General features: G+C 61.8%; 16 protein-coding genes. 6 read left to right on the top strand and 10 right to left on the bottom strand.

Annotation, left to right across the window (positions count from 1 at the left end; translation table 11 throughout):
- Nucleotides 1-17: 17 nt before the first annotated feature.
- Nucleotides 18-443, bottom strand: a complete 426-nt coding sequence (locus AC1RR7_RS10000) for a DUF2269 domain-containing protein (RefSeq protein WP_085709022.1) — start codon at nt 441-443, stop codon at nt 18-20.
- Between the two features lie 39 nt (nt 444-482).
- Complete coding sequence (gene ilvA, locus AC1RR7_RS09995; protein WP_096817493.1) at nt 483-1,997, bottom strand: threonine ammonia-lyase, biosynthetic; 1,515 nt, start codon at nt 1,995-1,997, stop codon at nt 483-485.
- 148 nt (nt 1,998-2,145) lie between these two features.
- Between ilvA and rpiA the strand changes: the two genes are divergently transcribed.
- Nucleotides 2,146-2,820, top strand: a complete 675-nt coding sequence (rpiA, locus tag AC1RR7_RS09990) for a ribose-5-phosphate isomerase RpiA (RefSeq protein ID WP_493157265.1) — start codon at nt 2,146-2,148, stop codon at nt 2,818-2,820.
- 54 nt (nt 2,821-2,874) lie between these two features.
- Here rpiA and AC1RR7_RS09985 read toward each other — a convergent pair whose 3' ends face one another.
- From AC1RR7_RS09985 to AC1RR7_RS09970, 4 genes are all read right to left on the bottom strand, one after another.
- On the bottom strand, nt 2,875-3,792 hold the full coding sequence (locus AC1RR7_RS09985; RefSeq protein WP_493157263.1) for an SdiA-regulated domain-containing protein: 918 nt from the start codon (nt 3,790-3,792) through the stop codon (nt 2,875-2,877).
- Between the two features lie 106 nt (nt 3,793-3,898).
- Nucleotides 3,899-4,822, bottom strand: a complete 924-nt coding sequence (locus AC1RR7_RS09980; RefSeq protein ID WP_493157261.1) for an SdiA-regulated domain-containing protein — start codon at nt 4,820-4,822, stop codon at nt 3,899-3,901.
- A 224-nt stretch (nt 4,823-5,046) separates the two neighbouring features.
- On the bottom strand, nt 5,047-5,712 hold the full coding sequence (locus AC1RR7_RS09975) for a fumarylacetoacetate hydrolase family protein (protein WP_096817485.1): 666 nt from the start codon (nt 5,710-5,712) through the stop codon (nt 5,047-5,049).
- Nucleotides 5,713-5,752: 40 nt separating this feature from the next.
- Nucleotides 5,753-7,147 carry an FAD-binding oxidoreductase gene (locus AC1RR7_RS09970; protein WP_096817482.1) on the bottom strand — a complete coding sequence of 465 codons (1,395 nt, stop codon included), beginning with the start codon at nt 7,145-7,147 and terminating at the stop codon, nt 5,753-5,755.
- A gap of 204 nt (nt 7,148-7,351) precedes the next feature.
- Here AC1RR7_RS09970 and serA point away from each other — a divergent pair, with 204 nt between their 5' ends.
- A complete protein-coding gene (gene serA, locus AC1RR7_RS09965; protein WP_493065670.1) occupies nt 7,352-8,581 on the top strand; it encodes a phosphoglycerate dehydrogenase in 1,230 nt (409 codons plus the stop codon).
- A 63-nt stretch (nt 8,582-8,644) separates the two neighbouring features.
- Here the strand turns inward: serA and AC1RR7_RS09960 are convergent, their stop codons facing one another.
- The gene (locus AC1RR7_RS09960) at nt 8,645-9,070 is read right to left on the bottom strand and encodes a DUF4399 domain-containing protein (RefSeq protein WP_102619659.1); all 426 of its coding nucleotides are present in this window, start codon (nt 9,068-9,070) and stop codon (nt 8,645-8,647) included.
- A 134-nt stretch (nt 9,071-9,204) separates the two neighbouring features.
- Here AC1RR7_RS09960 and AC1RR7_RS09955 point away from each other — a divergent pair, with 134 nt between their 5' ends.
- Nucleotides 9,205-9,789 (top strand): transporter substrate-binding domain-containing protein, encoded by a 585-nt coding sequence (locus tag AC1RR7_RS09955; RefSeq protein WP_102619658.1) that lies wholly within the window; start codon nt 9,205-9,207, stop codon nt 9,787-9,789.
- A 6-nt stretch (nt 9,790-9,795) separates the two neighbouring features.
- On the opposite strand, the gene AC1RR7_RS09950 is transcribed toward AC1RR7_RS09955, so the two are convergent.
- Nucleotides 9,796-10,281, bottom strand: coding sequence for a 2-thiouracil desulfurase family protein (locus AC1RR7_RS09950; RefSeq protein WP_493157259.1), 486 nt, complete (start codon nt 10,279-10,281; stop codon nt 9,796-9,798).
- A gap of 1 nt (nt 10,282) precedes the next feature.
- The gene (locus AC1RR7_RS09945) at nt 10,283-10,915 is read right to left on the bottom strand and encodes a 2OG-Fe(II) oxygenase (protein ID WP_096817474.1); all 633 of its coding nucleotides are present in this window, start codon (nt 10,913-10,915) and stop codon (nt 10,283-10,285) included.
- A 108-nt stretch (nt 10,916-11,023) separates the two neighbouring features.
- Here AC1RR7_RS09945 and AC1RR7_RS09940 point away from each other — a divergent pair, with 108 nt between their 5' ends.
- Nucleotides 11,024-11,776, top strand: coding sequence for a DUF2059 domain-containing protein (locus AC1RR7_RS09940; RefSeq protein ID WP_007953496.1), 753 nt, complete (start codon nt 11,024-11,026; stop codon nt 11,774-11,776).
- A 1-nt stretch (nt 11,777) separates the two neighbouring features.
- On the opposite strand, the gene bipL is transcribed toward AC1RR7_RS09940, so the two are convergent.
- Nucleotides 11,778-12,728, bottom strand: a complete 951-nt coding sequence (gene bipL, locus AC1RR7_RS09935; protein ID WP_096817472.1) for a phospholipase BipL — start codon at nt 12,726-12,728, stop codon at nt 11,778-11,780.
- Between the two features lie 97 nt (nt 12,729-12,825).
- Between bipL and AC1RR7_RS09930 the strand changes: the two genes are divergently transcribed.
- Nucleotides 12,826-13,404, top strand: coding sequence for a DUF6436 domain-containing protein (locus AC1RR7_RS09930; protein WP_457381016.1), 579 nt, complete (start codon nt 12,826-12,828; stop codon nt 13,402-13,404).
- Between the two features lie 103 nt (nt 13,405-13,507).
- Nucleotides 13,508-15,916, top strand: coding sequence for a penicillin acylase family protein (locus AC1RR7_RS09925; RefSeq protein ID WP_493157257.1), 2,409 nt, complete (start codon nt 13,508-13,510; stop codon nt 15,914-15,916).
- The last annotated feature ends 84 nt before the right edge of the window (nt 15,917-16,000 follow it).

Here is a 16,000-nt window from a genome sequence, read left to right as displayed (position 1 = left end):
AGATTGGGTGCCGGGCCTTAAACCGGCTTGGCGCCCATCAACCCGGCAATCGCGACAAAGCAGACAAAACTGAACAGCGCCAGGGCAAAGCTGAACCGGCCGACGCCGCCCGGCGCCTTGCGCAAGCGGTTCAAGCGCACCAGCAGCCAGAACCACGCCAGCGCCGCCACGGTGTACAGCACGCTGGAGGCCAGAATCCACGTCTGCCCCAACGGCCAGCCCACCAGATGCACCATCCACCAACCCGTAAACGGCATGCTCAGCAGCGCCAGGCCCATCAGCAGCCAGACAAACACCCGTGGCCGCTGCAACGTGCGGCTGCCCGCCGTCGCATCACCTTTGCGCCGGGCCAGTAAAACCCAGACGCCCAGTCCCAGCGCACTCGCCAGCAGAACCACGGTGGCGACCATGTGCGCCGTTTTCAGGGCAGTTAACGTTTCCATTGTCCGATTTCCTTAAGGCCTGCCCATCAGCGTAGCCGCTCAGCCAAGAAACAGCTGATAGGCCGGGTTGTCGCTTTCGTCCCAGTACGGGTAGCCGATTTCCGCCAGCGCTGCGGGAACCAGGTGACGTTCTTCATGAGGCACTTGCAGACCGGCGACCACACGGCCATCGGCCGCGCCGTGGTTGCGGTAGTGGAACATCGAAATGTTCCAGCGCCCGCCGAGCTTGTTGAGGAAGTTGAACAGCGCGCCCGGACGCTCCGGGAACTCGAAGCGCAACACCACTTCATCGACCACCTGCGCCGCGCGCCCACCGACCATGTGGCGGATATGCAGTTTGGCCAGTTCGTTGTCGGTGAGGTCGAGTACCGGGAAACCCTGTTCGGTCAGGCTCGACAGCAAGGCGCTGCGCGGGTCGTTTTCCGGGTGAGTCTGCACGCCGACGAAGATGTGCGCTTCGCTGCCGGTGTTGTAGCGGTAGTTGAATTCGGTGATCTGGCGTTTTCCGATGGCCTCGCAGAACGCCTTGAAGCTGCCGGCCTTCTCCGGGATGGTCACGGCGATGATCGCTTCACGCCCCTCGCCCAGCTCGGCGCGCTCGGCGACGTGGCGCAGGCGGTCGAAGTTGACGTTGGCCCCGGAGTCGATGGCGACGAAGGTCTGGCCGCTGACGCCGCGCTGCTCGACATACTTCTTGATCCCGGCCACGCCCAGGGCGCCGGCCGGTTCGGTGATCGAACGGGTGTCGTCGTAGATGTCCTTGATCGCCGCACAGATCTCGTCGGTGCTGACAGTGATCACTTCATCGACGTAATCCTTGCAGATGTCGAACGTATGCTGGCCGATCTGCGCCACCGCCACGCCGTCGGCGAAGATGCCCACGGTCGGCAGCACGACGCGCTCGCCCGCCGCCATCGCCGCTTGCAGGCAGTTGGAGTCGTCGGGCTCGACGCCGATGACCTTGATGTCCGGCCGCAGGTATTTCACGTACGCCGCGATGCCGGCGATCAGACCGCCACCGCCCACCGGTACGAAGATCGCGTCCAGTGGCTGCGGGTGCTGGCGCAGGATTTCCATCGCCACGGTGCCCTGCCCGGCAATGGTGTGCGGATCGTCGTACGGGTGGATGTAGACGTAGCCTTTTTCATCGACCAGTTTCAGCGAGTAGGCCAGGGCTTCCGGGAACGAATCACCGTGCAGCACCACCTTGCCGCCACGGGAGCGTACGCCTTCGACCTTGATCTCCGGGGTGGTCTTGGGCATCACGATGGTTGCCTTCACGCCCAGCACTTTCGCCGCCAGGGCCAGGCCCTGCGCGTGGTTGCCCGCCGACGCGGTGACCACGCCGCGAGCGCGTTCTTCGTCGCTCAACTGGGTCAGCTTGTTGTAGGCGCCGCGAATCTTGAACGAGAACACCGGCTGCAAGTCTTCGCGCTTGAGCCAGATGTCGTTGCCCAGCCGCTCGGAGAGCTGGCGGGCGTTCTGCAGCGGGGTTTCTACGGCAACGTCATAAACGCGCGAGGTGAGGATCTTCTTGACGTACTGTTCGAGCATCGGAAAGCATCACTGAGCGGGTTGGGCAGGGCCAACGAGTCTAACCCGGCTTTCGGGCGCACGACCACACGAATCCAGAGGTTTTAGCCCGGCTTGAGGCTATAATGCCGGCCTTTCCGTTCTTACCTTGCCCGCTTCCGGAGCCCGCATGACCCAGGATCAACTCAAACAGGCCGTGGCCCAGGCCGCCGTCGACTTCATCCTTCCGAAACTTGACGACAAAAGCATCGTCGGGGTCGGCACCGGCTCCACCGCCAACTGCTTCATCGACGCCCTGGCCCAGCACAAGGGCGCGTTCGATGGCGCGGTCGCCAGTTCCGAAGCCACCGCCGCGCGCCTCAAGGGCCACGGAATTCCGGTGTACGAACTGAACACGGTCAGCGACCTGGAGTTCTACATCGACGGCGCCGACGAAAGCGACGAGCACCTGAACCTGATCAAGGGCGGCGGTGCAGCCCTGACCCGCGAGAAGATCGTCGCGGCCGTGGCCAAGACCTTCATCTGCATCGCCGACGGCAGCAAACTGGTGCCGGTGCTCGGCGCGTTCCCGCTGCCGGTGGAAGTGATCCCGATGGCTCGCAGCCACGTGGCCCGCCAACTGGTGAAGCTGGGCGGTGACCCGGCCTACCGCGAAGGCGTGCTGACCGACAACGGCAACATCATCCTCGACGTGCACAATCTGCAGATCACCAACCCGGTGGAGCTGGAAGCGCAGATCAATGCAATCGTCGGCGTGGTCACCAACGGCCTGTTCGCGGCACGTCCGGCGGATCTGCTGTTGCTGGGCACCAGCGAAGGCGTGAAGACCCTGAAGGCCGAGTAAGCCTGAAGAACCTGTGGGAGCCTGTCCGCTCCCACGGGGGTTCATTGAAGAATGTCAGTTCCGGTCTGGCTTTCTGAAGACATAAAACAGATTTGGCTCGCTCACCAGATACAACGTCCCGTCGTCATCCATCGCTATGCCTTCCGCCTGCGGCACGGTTTTCTTCAGCCCTTGCCGACCACCGCTCAACGACATCGTGCTCATCGGGCGCCCGTCCACATCCAGTTCCAGAATCAGCCGCGACTCGTCCGACAGCGCCAGTAGATGGCCGCTGCGCTCGTCGTATTGCAGGCTCGACAGGTCACGCACGAACATCCCGGCGTCGCGCTTGGGGTTGTTGATGACATGCACCGCGTAGGACTTTTCCGGGTTGAAGTGCGGAAAGCCGTGCACTTCGTAGATCAGCATCGGATCGCGCTCCTTGGCCACGAACAGACGCTTGCCCACTGAATCGTAAGCCAGACCTTCGAAACCCTTGTTGCCGCTCATGTGCACGCCGAGCGTCATCTGCTCGGCGTCCGCCGCATCGAGGAACGTAGTGTCGTGCTCCAGATGGATCTTGATCAGGCGCTGCTGACGCTCGTCGGTGATCACGTAAGTGTCGGCACTGATGAACTCGACCGCCTCTGGATCGCCGAAACCGACCAGCGCGACACGGCGCAGGATCCGGCCCTCCAGCGACAATTCGATCAGCTCGGCATTTTTGTTGGTGACGGTGAACAGGCTTTTGCGCACCGGATCGTAAGTCAGCGCGGAGACGTCATCGTTCAGCCCCTCGATGACCCGAGCCTCGATGCCCACACGGTACTGATCCAGATTGATCGCCTCAATGCTGTGGGGCTGCCAGTGACTTTGCAGGTTGAACCAGGCGCGCTCGAACAGACGCAGGTATTGGCCGATCGCAATCAATGCGATCAGGGCAATCACCGAGAGGATGATCAGAAGGGGCTTGGGACGGGCAAATCGACGCATGCGGGCTGGGCTCGGGATCAAAACAGGCGGATGAAATATCACGCCTGTCTGAATCGAAGCTTAAAGGCCACTTGCCCCGGACGACAACCTTGCGGCGGCAGGCGGGTTATTTCTGTTTTTCGAAGCGGTAGAACAGGTTCGGCTCGCTGACCATGTACAGCGTGCCCGCCTCGTCCATGGTCACGCCTTCAGCGCGGGGGATGGTCTGCTTCAGACCGTTGAAGCCGCCCAGCAGGGTCATGAAACTGACCTGTTCGCCCTTCTCGTCCAGCTCCAGCAGCAGGTGCGAATCGGCAGACAGCACCAGGGTATGACCGGTGCGCGGATCGATGGCCAAGGCCGAGAGGTTGCGGATGTCCAGTTCATCGTTCGGCAGTTTCTGCTTGTCGCCGGTGAGGGTCTGGCTGCCGTCGCTTTTCCAGGTGAACAGCGCTGGCGGACGTTCTTCGCCCAGCAACAGTCGCTGGTTGCGGGCATCCCAGGTGATGGCTTCGAAGGCCTTGTTCTGGTTTTTCGAGGGGCCGAGGTCGTATTTCGGGAAATCGTCGCGCTTCAGCTCGCGGGTATTGGCATCGACCTTGACGATCGACAGCATGTGCTCACGCTCATCGACAATAGCCAGCAAGCCATTGCCCATGACGGTCACGCCTTCCGGGTTGATCCAGCCCACCAGCGGCATCTTGCGCAGCACGTCGCCCTGCAAGGTCAGCTCGACCAGGAACGGGTTCTTGCCCATCACCGAAAACAGGGTCTTGCTCTGCGGGTCGTAGGACAGGTCCGAGGCCTCGTCCTTTTCCATCCCCGGCAACAGCTTGGCGTCGATCACCACCCGATAGTCCGGCAGCCAGACACTCGCCGTGCGTTCAGCCGGGCTTTCGAAGCGCTCGCGCACCCACAACAGGCCACGGTCATCCCAATACATCGCATACGCCAGACCGTAACCGGCCGCGACCACCAGCAACAGCCAGTAATACCAGCGCAGGGCGAAACGTGAACGGCGAGCGGTGTTGAGCTGAGTTTGAGATGACATCAGTGGACGCGTTCCGAAAAATTCAGGCTATGGGTAATAGCACAAAGAGGCCGGCTCAGACGCCAGAATGACCGGAATTATCCGGACAGGATGTGAAAAAAACGGCAAATGGCCGGATTGCCCTGCGTCTTTGCAGGCGGGATCACAAAACAGAAATGGGAGATTGCCAGCCTGAGGGCACACCTCAAACCCGCAATCTCCCACTCGGGAACGCGTTGCCCGGATCAGCGAACGCTGCTGGTGAAGCGACTGGCGCCCGGCAGTTCCAGCACGATGTCATCGCCAACGTTCAGCGGCCCCACGCCCACCGGCGTGCCGGTCAGGATCACGTCACCGGCCTGCAGCGAGAAGCAGCCGGCCATGTGCTGGATCATCGGCACGATCGGGTTGAGCATCGCGCTGCTGTTGCCGTCCTGGCGCACTTCGCCATTGATGGTCAGGCGGATGCCGATGTCGGTCAGGTCGGCAAAGGTGCTGCCGACCACGAACGGTGCAATCACCGCCGCGCCGTCGAACGACTTGGCGATTTCCCACGGCAGGCCCTTGGACTTGAGCTCGGCCTGCTTGTCGCGCAAGGTCAGGTCCAGCGCCGGGGCGAATCCGGAGATCGCGTCCAGCACTTCTTCACGGCTGGGCTTGGTCGACAGCGGCTTGCCGATCAACACGGCGATTTCCGCTTCGTAATGCACAGAGCCACGCTCGGTCGGAATGCTGAAACCACCTTCCAGCGGCACCACGCAACTGCCCGGCTTGATGAACAGCAACGGTTCGGTAGGGACCGGGTTGTCCAGTTCCTTGGCGTGTTCGGCGTAGTTGCGGCCGATGCACACCACTTTCCCCAGCGGAAAATGAATCCGCGTACCGTCGACATACTGGTGCTGATAGCTCATTACCGACTCCTGCCTTCATTGATTCATCAGGGATTGCCAATCAAACCGCGAAGATCTTGCCCGGGTTCATGATGCCGTTCGGGTCGAACACCGCCTTGACCGCTTTCATGTATTCGATTTCGACCGGCGAGCGGCTGTAGGTCAAGTAGTCGCGCTTGGTCATGCCCACGCCGTGTTCGGCGGAAATCGAACCGTTGTACTTCTCGACGGTTTCGAACACCCACTTGTTGACGGTGGCGCACTTGGCGAAAAACTCGTCCTTGCTCAGGTTGTCCGGCTTGAGGATGTTCAGGTGCAGGTTGCCGTCGCCGATGTGGCCGAACCAGACGATTTCGAAGTCCGGATAATGTTTGCCGACGATCGCGTCGATTTCCCGCAGGAACGCCGGGACTTTCGAGACGGTGACCGAGATGTCGTTCTTGTACGGCGTCCAGTGGGAGATGGTTTCGGAGATGTACTCGCGCAACTTCCACAGGTTCTGCAATTGGGTTTCGCTCTGGCTCATCACGCCGTCCAGCACCCAGCCCTGCTCCACGCAATGCTCGAAGGTTTCCAGGGCGCTGTTGGCCACTTCCTCGGTGGTCGCTTCAAATTCCAGCAACGCATAGAACGGGCAGTCGGTTTCGAACGGTGCCGGGACGTCGCCACGACCCATGACCTTGGCCAGGGCCTTGTCGGAGAAGAACTCGAACGCGGTCAGGTCGAGCTTGCCCTGAAAGGCGTGCAGCACCGGCATGATCGAGTCGAAATCCGCGGTGCCGAGGACCATTGCGGTCAGGTTTTTCGGTGCGCGATCCAGGCGCATGGTGGCTTCGACCACAAAACCGAGGGTGCCTTCGGCGCCGATGAACAGCTGCCGCAGGTCGTAACCGGTGGCGTTCTTGATCAGGTCCCGGTTCAGTTCCAGCACATCGCCCTTGCCGGTGACCACTTTCATGCCCGCCACCCAGTTGCGGGTCATGCCGTAGCGAATGACCTTGATCCCGCCGGCATTGGTGCCGATATTGCCGCCAATCTGGCTGGAACCGGCCGACGCGAAGTCCACCGGGTAGTACAGATCATGTTCTTCGGCCGCGTTCTGCAATTGCTCGGTGACCACGCCCGGCTGACAGACGGCGGTGCGGTCGGTGAGGTTGATGTCGAGAATCTGGTTCATGTAGTCGAACGACACCACCACTTCGCCATTGGCGGCCACGGCAGCGGCGGAAAGACCGGTACGCCCGCCCGATGGCACCAGCGCCACTTTATGTTCGTTGGCCCAGCGGACGATGGCCTGCACCTGCTCGATGGTCTTGGGGAACACGATGGCGCTGGGCGCCGGGGCGAAGTGCTTGGTCCAATCCTTGCCGTAAGCGTTCAGGGAGTCGGCATCGGTCAGGACCTTGCCAGGCTCGACCAGGGTCTTCAGTTCATCAATCAGGGCAGGATTGGTCATCGACGGAACTCTCGAACAATTCATGGTCATCCTGAGAACGCTTCACGTCGCAGGAATGAGTGATTAGCGGGGCGGCTATGCTAGCATACCGACCCCGCAGGCCAGTGCCCAACGGCGGTTCTGCGGTGACGGCATTCTTGTCGTCAAGGTCAATGTCTGTTGACCATTTCCTGCCATTTTTCTCCGGGATACAGGTTTACGCAGATGAGCAAGACTTCTCTCGATAAGAGCAAGATCAAGTTCCTTCTTCTCGAAGGCGTCCACCAATCGGCTGTCGACGTCCTCAAGGCGGCGGGCTACACCAGCATCGAATACCTGACAGGCTCCCTGCCGGAAGCCCAGCTCAAGGAAAAGATCGCTGACGCTCACTTCATCGGCATTCGTTCGCGCACCCAACTGACCGAAGAGATCTTCGATCACGCGAAGAAGCTGGTGGCAGTCGGCTGTTTCTGCATCGGCACCAACCAGGTTGACCTGAGTGCTGCCCGCGAGCGCGGCATCGCCGTGTTCAACGCGCCGTACTCCAACACCCGCTCCGTTGCCGAGCTGGTGCTGGCCGAAGCGATCCTGCTGCTGCGCGGCATCCCTGAGAAAAACGCTTCCTGCCACCGTGGTGGCTGGATCAAGTCGGCGGCCAACTCCTTTGAGATCCGCGGCAAGAAACTGGGCATCGTCGGCTACGGCTCGATCGGTACTCAGCTGTCGGTCCTGGCTGAAGGTCTGGGCATGCAGGTGTTCTTCTACGACACCGTGACCAAGCTGCCGCTGGGCAACGCGACCCAGGTCGGCAACCTGCACGAGCTGCTGGGCATGTCCGACATCGTCACCCTGCACGTTCCGGAAACCGCTGCGACCCAGTGGATGATCGGCGAGAAGGAAATCCGCGCCATCAAGAAGGGCGGCATCCTGATCAACGCAGCACGCGGTACCGTGGTCGAGCTGGATCACCTGGCCGCAGCGATCAAGGACAAGCACCTGATCGGCGCCGCCATCGACGTGTTCCCGGTCGAGCCACGCTCCAACGATGAAGAGTTCGAAAGCCCGCTGCGCGGCCTGGACAACGTGATCCTGACCCCGCACATCGGTGGTTCCACCGCTGAAGCGCAGGCCAACATCGGTCTGGAAGTGGCAGAGAAACTGGTCAAGTACAGCGACAACGGTACTTCGGTATCGTCCGTGAACTTCCCGGAAGTGGCCCTGCCGGCTCACCCTGGCAAGCACCGCCTGCTGCACATCCACGAGAACATCCCGGGCGTGATGAGCGAGATCAACAAGGTCTTCGCCGAAAACGGCATCAACATCTCCGGTCAGTTCCTGCAGACCAACGAGAAGGTCGGCTACGTGGTGATCGACGTCGACGCCGAGTACTCGGAGCTGGCGCAAGAGAAGCTGCAACACGTCAACGGCACCATCCGTAGCCGCGTGTTGTTCTGATCAAGCGCTGAGCCACAAAAAAGGGAGCCCCTCGGGGCTCCCTTTTTCATGCCGGCGGAAAAGTCATTTCACCGTCACGGTGATCTTTTCCGAAACGATTGGCGGATCGAAGGCCATGTGGCCCTTGTCGCCCAGCTCCAGCTGCAAGGTGTGCTTGCCCGGCGCCAGGGTCAGTTCGGTTTCGGTCTGGGCCTTGCCGAAGTGGAGGTGGTTGGCATCGGTCGGGATCACGCTGCCCGCCGGGACGATTTCCTTGGCATCGACCAGCAGGTGATGGTGCCCGGTGTTCGCGGTCGGGTCGCCGGCCGGCGCCAGGGCAATGCCTTTGACTTCAAACTTGACCTTGAATGTCTTGTCCACAACGGCACCGCTGCTCGGCTCGACAATACTCACTGAAGCACCGGCCGGTGCCGGTGTAGCGGCGCTGGCCATCATCGAAGCACTTAACAGAAGCCCTGCCAAAGCGGCGCGTGACATGAATGTTTTCATTCTCTTCTCCAGTTTTTCCGTAAAATCCGCGCGGTCATGACAACTTCATGACCATTCGTTGTCGAAGGCACTCGACAACCATAGCAAAGCGAGCCTGAACAGCAGGCCGCGACAATGATTTCAAAGGAGTGACCATGCGCTTTCTGCCTGGCCTGATCTGCCTGCTTCCCCTTCTGAGCCCGCTGGCTCATGCCGAACTGATTGATGACATCAACGACCGTGGCGAGTTGCGCATTGCCCTTGAGGCTAATACACCGCCCTTCAATTTCAAGGACGGCGACACACTCACGGGGTTCGAGGTCGAGCTTGGGCAACTGCTGGCCAACGAGCTGGATGTGCGCGCCGACTTCATCGTCACCGACGAAGCCGATCTGCTCCAGGGCGTCGAAAGCGGCAAGTACGACGTCGCGCTCAACCACATAGCACTGACCCCGGAACTCAAGGATCGTTTCGACTTCAGCGAACCTTACACGCAGGTCAATGCGCAGTTATTGGCGAAAAAGGATGAGCAGCCCCGCCCATTGGTGCTGGTACAGACGCTGACTGAGGAAAAACCGAAGGTCGGGCCGCCGGTAGATCTGGCGATTCCGTTTCAGAAGGGCAACCCGGCGTTCCACGCGAGTCTTGAGAATGCGTTGCAACGGATCAGGACGGATGGGCGGCTGGAGGCGTTGTCGCAGAAGTGGTTGAACGCGCAGGCCACTGAACACCTGAAGTGACGGTGTCTAGTCGAGTGCCTTGAGCGCCTGTGCGGCCTGCGGCAGTTCCAGTTCGCTGAAGACCTGCACGCCATGGCGCTTGAGCAAGGCTGCCGTGACACCTTCGCCACTCACCTTCACCCCACTGAACGTCCCGTCATAGGTCAGCAGATTCCCGCAGGAAGGACTGTTGGCCTTGAGCACCGCCACACGAATTCCGTGTTTCTGCACCAGCACCAATGCCTGACGGGCACCGTCGAGAAACTGCGCACTGACGTCCTCGCCCTCGGTGGTGATCACCGCCGCAAGGCCATCGAGCACTTCACTGCCCTGCCCGCCCGGAATCTCCGCCGCCGCCCGAGGCGTCGGCAGACCACCGGCCACTTCCGGGCACAGCGGCACGACACGCCCTTCGACAATCCACTGTTCCAGCAGATCGAACGGCCCGCTGGCGCCACCGTCATAACGCACGCGATGGCCCAACAGGCAGCGGCTCACGAGGATCTTCTGCATCTCAGAACGGCTCGTTGCCACGGCGGCGGAACCAGCCTGTCAGCGACAGGCGCTCGCGATGCGCCGGCAACACTTCATGAGGGACTTCACCGGAGAGAAACACCACCAGACAACCGCCGGTAGGTTGCACGTCATGGACGCGGTCGTTCTCCAGGTACATGCGCAGTTGCCCGCCATCCTCCGGCAGCCAGCCGTCATTGAGGTAGATCACCGCCGAGACCATACGCCGGTCATCGTCGCGAAAACGGTCGACATGCCTGCGATAGAACGCACCCGGCGGGTACAGGGCGAAATGGCACTCGAAATCTTCCAGGCCCAGGAACAAGCCGCGATTGAGCGCCTCGCGCAGGCTGTCCATCAGGTTCAGATAACGGTCACTGGCCTCGGCCTGGCCGGGATCGATCCACTGGATATGGTCACCACGAATACCCTCGCGGACCTCCGACAACGGGCCACGTCCGACCCCCGCCGGCGCCAGTTCACCTTCGGCGTCACGTTTGCGGCACTCGGCGGCCAGCGCGCGGGTCAGATCCGCAGGCAGGAAAATGTTCTGCTGCGACCAGCCACGCTCGGCCAGGTCGTCGACGATACGTAACAGCAGCGGGTGTTCAGAGGATATTTGCATGGCGCGCATAGTATGCCTGCGCCGGGAATTCCGACAGAGCCACGCGGCGGCTTGATACGAATTCTCGACAAGTACTGGCACCGCACGGAGAATAGTCCGCTGCTGACAGGAGTCCCTATGCGCCGTTTGCTTTTTTCACTGTTGATGTTCTGCGTTTTGCCCGCCTGGGCAGACGGCCACGACCAGTTGTACAAGGTCGCCGGCTGGCCGGAACAACGCGCGCATTTCAATGACGCCCTGAGTGCCGCGCAACAGCGCTACCAGAACAGCCTGCCGCCGGCGGTGTTTCAGGCGCTGGTGAACAACAGCAATCAGCGCTTCGCCCCCCAGGCCGTGGATCAACGGGCCGAAGCGCAATTGCGCAAGAATCTCGCCGACCCGAAACCGGCCCTGTCGTTCTTTCAGTCACCGCTGGGCAAGAAGATCGTCGCCGCCGAACTGCTGGCGACCCGCCGCGATCAATTGGCCAAAAACGCCAAGGGCCTGCCGAAGATGCCGGCCAGCGACAGTCGTCTGCTGATCATCGGCCACCTCGCCCAGGCCCTGCCCGCCCGCGAAGCCGGCGCCGAAGTCAGCCTGGCGATTGCCGGCGTGGCGGCGGACAGCCTGAGTTCGATGATCCCTGGCCTGCTCGGCGGCGGTCAGGCCCAGGGCATGTTGAACGGTCAACGCCAGCGACTGATGGATCAGATCGGCGCCGACCTGAACAACACGCTGCTGTACGTCTATCGCGATTTGTCGGATGAAGAACTGGAAGAATTCGCGACCTTCGCCGAATCCACCGAAGGCAAGGCCTACTATCAGGCAGCGCTGGCGGCGATTCGCGCCGGACTGGCCGTGGGGCAAAGCACCTCGAACCTCAATCAGTGATCTAGGGATTGCGGCCCTTGATCCGCTTGTTCAGGAACTCGAAATACTCCTCGCGCATTTCCGCCGTCTCATTGGCCAGGTGATGCCGTGCCTCCGCCAGCAACAGAATCTGCGGCCGGTCGAACTTCCACTTCAGCACTTGCAGGTTGTGCGGCCAATCCACCGTCATGTCCGCCTGGCCCTGAATGATCAGCGGCCGACGCGGACTTTTCTTCGCGTATTCCACGCGGTTGATCCAGCGTGACAACGCCCCGACCCACGCCGTCGGCAAGCGTTTTGGCTGCAATGGATCGGCCTGCAGGAATGGCAGGAAATCCGGATCATTGGAGTTCTCGCTGAAACGCCGGGCGATGCCCCGGACGAAGGGCCGGAGCAGGTAATAACTGAACTGCGACCAGCCCCAGGCCCGCGGACGCACCAGCGGCGCCAGCAGAATCAGCTGGCCTTGCGCCGGGCTGTTTTCGCCATGGTTGAGCACGTGATCGACAATGATCGCACCGCCGGTACTTTGCCCGCACAAGTGCCACGGCTGCGGCAGCGCGATCGAATGCGCCTCGGCGAACAGACCTTGCAGCGCATCCTGATACTCGGAGAAATCGCGGATGCTCGCCCGCTCGCCGCTCGACAGACCATGCCCCGGCAGATCGCAGGCAATCACCGCGAACCCCTGATCCAGCGCCCACTCGATCACATGCCGATAGAGACCGGTGTGGTCATAAAAACCATGAACCAGAAACAGCGTGGCCTTGGCCGTTTCCGCCGGCCACCAGCAATGACTGACCAACTCATAACCATCGACGTCGAACCGGCCCATGCCGCGCCAGACATCGCGTTCCGGGAAGTCGGTCTTGTAGAACCGCTGATACGCCTTCGCCTCCTCGGACAACGGCTGCCACTCGGCCAAAGGCTTGAGGCTCGCGCGCAGATGATCGGGATTGAAGGCAGCAGACATGGGCAATTCCAAAACGGTAAACGGACTTTATCGGCCTGCGATATTCATCTGTAGAAGCAAGCATGGCAAGCTAGCGCGCTCTCGAGGAACCAAATCCATGCGCTCGCCCTACCGCACCGCACTGTTTGCCAGCCTGCTCGCCATCGTGTGTGCCGGCGTGCTGTGGGCCGCGTACGACTGGTTTCAGGGCCGCTACCTGCGGGCCTTCAGCGAACACACGGCGGTGTTTTCCGGCGATCCGCTGCGACTGCCCGACGACCTCGCCGGCCCCGGCAACATCCGCCTGGTGCATTTCTGGGACCCGGCCTGCCCGTGCAACGTCGGCAATCAGCAGCACCTGACCGAAATGGTCGAACAGTTCGGCCCCAAAGGTGTGGAGTTCTTTGCCGTGCAGAAGGCCGGCAGCCACGGCCAGTTGCCCGCCACGCTGAGCCAGTTGAAAACCATCGCGGTGTTGCCCGGTTCGGAACAGATTCCCGCCAGCCCGGCCGTGGCGATCTGGGACCGCAGCGGCAAACTGGCGTATTTCGGGCCTTACAGCGAAGGCCTGACGTGCAACTCCAGCAACAGTTTTATCGAACCGATTTTGCAAGCGTTGAGTGATGATCGTCCGGTGAATGCCACCCATACGCTGGCGGTCGGTTGCTACTGCCCCTGGCCGGTAGAAACGAAGTAAGGCATTCCGGACATTTCAAGGACAGCGATGCGCGGCACACGAGGCGTGTGCTAATTGTTTGCAGCCCGCACGGGCGGCAACCCCGAATGCACAAGGAGTCACCATGAAACGCGTCTTTACCGTTCTTGCCTTGCTCATCGTTGCACTGCTCGCCGCCGGCGGCTGGTACGTGTACAGCAAGCAACCGACGCGTCAGGGCCAGGTGGAGTTGCGCAACCTGCAAGGCTCGGTGACCGTGCGTTACGACGAACGCGGCGTGCCGCACATCCGTGCTGAAAACGAAACTGACCTCTATCGTGCCCTCGGTTACGTGCACGCCCAGGACCGGCTGTTCCAGATGGAAGCCATGCGCCGCCTGGCTCGGGGCGAACTGGCCGAAGTGCTCGGGCCGAAACTGCTCGACACCGACAAACTGTTCCGCAGCCTGCGCATTCGCGAACGCGCTGCCACTTACGTGGCCAGCCTCGACAAGCAATCGCCGGCCTGGAAGGCCCTGCAAGCCTATCTGGACGGCATCAATCAATATCAGGACTCGCACGCCGCCCCCGTCGAGTTCGACGTGCTGGGCATCCCCAAGCGGCCGTTCACCGCCGAAGACACCATCAGCGTCGCCGGCTACATGGCCTACAGCTTCGCCGCCGCGTTTCGCACCGAACCGTTGCTGACCTACGTGCGCGATCAGCTCGGCGCCGACTACCTCAACGTCTTCGACCTCGAGTGGCAGCCCAAGGGCGTGCTCGCCAAGGGCCACGCTGGCAAAGCACCGGCACTCGCCGCCGAAGACTGGAAAGACCTGAACGCCCTCGCCCGCCTCAGCGAACAGGCGCTGATCGAAAACGGCCTGCCGCAGTACGAAGGCAGCAACGCCTGGGTGATTGCCGGCAGCCGCAGCAAGGGTGGCAAGGCATTACTGGCCGGCGACCCGCACATCCGCTTCTCGGTGCCATCGGTGTGGTACGAAGCGCAGTTGTCGGCGCCGGGTTTTGAACTCTACGGCCATCATCAGGCGCTGGTGCCGTTTGCGTTCCTGGGGCACAACCTGGACTTCGGCTGGAGCCTGACCATGTTCCAGAACGATGACCTGGACCTGATCGCCGAGAAGGTCAATCCGGACAACCCGAATCAGGTCTGGTATCACGGTCAGTGGACCGACATGGTCAGCACCGAGCAGCAGATTGCGGTGAAAGGCCAGGCGCCGGTGACCATCACCCTGCGCCAGTCGCCCCACGGGCCGATCGTCAACGACGCCCTCGGCACCGCCGCCGGGAAAACCCCGATTGCGATGTGGTGGGCATTCCTCGAAACGCCGAACCCGATCCTCGAAGGTTTCTACCAGCTCAACCGCGCCGACACCCTGGCCAAGGCTCGCGCCGCTGCTGCCAAGGTGCAGGCGCCGGGGCTGAACATTGTCTATGCCAACGCCAAGGGCGATATCGCCTGGTGGGCCTCGGCGCTGTTGCCCAAGCGTCCGGCCGGGATCAAACCCGAGTTCATCCTCGATGGCGGCGGCAATCAGGCGGACAAGGACGGCTACTTCCCGTTCAGCGCCAACCCGCAGGAGGAGAACCCGGCGCGGGGCTATATCGTCTCGGCCAACTTCCAGCCCGTGTCGCCGACCGGCATGGAGATTCCCGGTTACTACAACCTCGCTGACCGTGGCCAGCAGCTCAACCGCCAGCTCGCCGACAAGAACGTGAAGTGGGACAACGAAGCCAACCAGAAGCTGCAACTGGGCACCACCACCGGTTACGGCCCGCGCGTGCTCGCGCCATTGCTGCCGGTATTGCGTGAAGTGGTGACTGACCCGGCGCAACTGAAACTGGTCGAGCAACTGGCCCAGTGGCAGGGCGACTATCCGCTGGATTCGGTCAGCGCGACGGTGTTCAACCAGTTCCTCTATGACCTGGCCGACGCGGCGATGCGCGATGAGCTGGGCAATGACATGTTCGAGACCTTGCTGTCGACCCGCGTGCTCGATGCAGCGTTGCCGCGACTGGCAGCCAACGCCGATTCACCGTGGTGGGACAACCGCAACACGCCAGGCAAGGAGACCCGCGCCGACACCGTGCGCACCGCGTGGCAAGCGAGCATGGCGCACCTGAAACAGATCCTCGGCGACGATGCTTCCGGCTGGCAATGGGGCAAGGCGCACACGCTGACCCATGGTCATCCGTTGGGGCAGCAGAAGCCGCTGGACCGCATCTTCAATGTCGGCCCGTTTGCCGCACCGGGCACCCATGAAGTGCCGAACAACCTCTCGGCGAAGATCGGCCCGGCCCCGTGGCCGGTGACCTACGGCCCGTCGACGCGACGACTGGTGGACTTCGCGGATCCTGCTCACAGCCTGACGATCAACCCGGTTGGCCAGAGTGGTGTGCCGTTTGACAGCCACTACGACGATCAGGCGGAAGCGTATGTGGACGGGATGTATGTGCAGGCGCATTTCAGTGAGGAAGAGGTTACGGCGAATACGCGGAGTACTCTGAAGTTGCTGCCTGCACGGGCGCAGTAAAAGCACCCTCACCCCAGCCCTCTCCCGGGGGGAGAGGGAGCCGATCGGGGGATATTGGGGAGATACGCCGACCTGAACGAATTC

It is taken from the genome of Pseudomonas sp. GW821-FHT11G12, assembly GCF_058808055.1.
The sequence above is the reverse complement of the archived record's forward strand: the minus strand, read 5'-3'. Positions and strand labels throughout refer to the sequence as shown.

Coding starts and splice junctions, on each gene's coding strand:
- AC1RR7_RS10000 (WP_085709022.1), bottom strand. CDS start 443: ATGGAAACGTTAACTGCCCTGAAAACGGCGCACATGGTCGCCACCGTG.
- ilvA (WP_096817493.1), bottom strand. CDS start 1,997: ATGCTCGAACAGTACGTCAAGAAGATCCTCACCTCGCGCGTTTATGAC.
- rpiA (WP_493157265.1), top strand. CDS start 2,146: ATGACCCAGGATCAACTCAAACAGGCCGTGGCCCAGGCCGCCGTCGAC.
- AC1RR7_RS09985 (WP_493157263.1), bottom strand. CDS start 3,792: ATGCGTCGATTTGCCCGTCCCAAGCCCCTTCTGATCATCCTCTCGGTG.
- AC1RR7_RS09980 (WP_493157261.1), bottom strand. CDS start 4,822: ATGTCATCTCAAACTCAGCTCAACACCGCTCGCCGTTCACGTTTCGCC.
- AC1RR7_RS09975 (WP_096817485.1), bottom strand. CDS start 5,712: ATGAGCTATCAGCACCAGTATGTCGACGGTACGCGGATTCATTTTCCG.
- AC1RR7_RS09970 (WP_096817482.1), bottom strand. CDS start 7,147: ATGACCAATCCTGCCCTGATTGATGAACTGAAGACCCTGGTCGAGCCT.
- serA (WP_493065670.1), top strand. CDS start 7,352: ATGAGCAAGACTTCTCTCGATAAGAGCAAGATCAAGTTCCTTCTTCTC.
- AC1RR7_RS09960 (WP_102619659.1), bottom strand. CDS start 9,070: ATGAAAACATTCATGTCACGCGCCGCTTTGGCAGGGCTTCTGTTAAGT.
- AC1RR7_RS09955 (WP_102619658.1), top strand. CDS start 9,205: ATGCGCTTTCTGCCTGGCCTGATCTGCCTGCTTCCCCTTCTGAGCCCG.
- AC1RR7_RS09950 (WP_493157259.1), bottom strand. CDS start 10,281: ATGCAGAAGATCCTCGTGAGCCGCTGCCTGTTGGGCCATCGCGTGCGT.
- AC1RR7_RS09945 (WP_096817474.1), bottom strand. CDS start 10,915: ATGCGCGCCATGCAAATATCCTCTGAACACCCGCTGCTGTTACGTATC.
- AC1RR7_RS09940 (WP_007953496.1), top strand. CDS start 11,024: ATGCGCCGTTTGCTTTTTTCACTGTTGATGTTCTGCGTTTTGCCCGCC.
- bipL (WP_096817472.1), bottom strand. CDS start 12,728: ATGTCTGCTGCCTTCAATCCCGATCATCTGCGCGCGAGCCTCAAGCCT.
- AC1RR7_RS09930 (WP_457381016.1), top strand. CDS start 12,826: ATGCGCTCGCCCTACCGCACCGCACTGTTTGCCAGCCTGCTCGCCATC.
- AC1RR7_RS09925 (WP_493157257.1), top strand. CDS start 13,508: ATGAAACGCGTCTTTACCGTTCTTGCCTTGCTCATCGTTGCACTGCTC.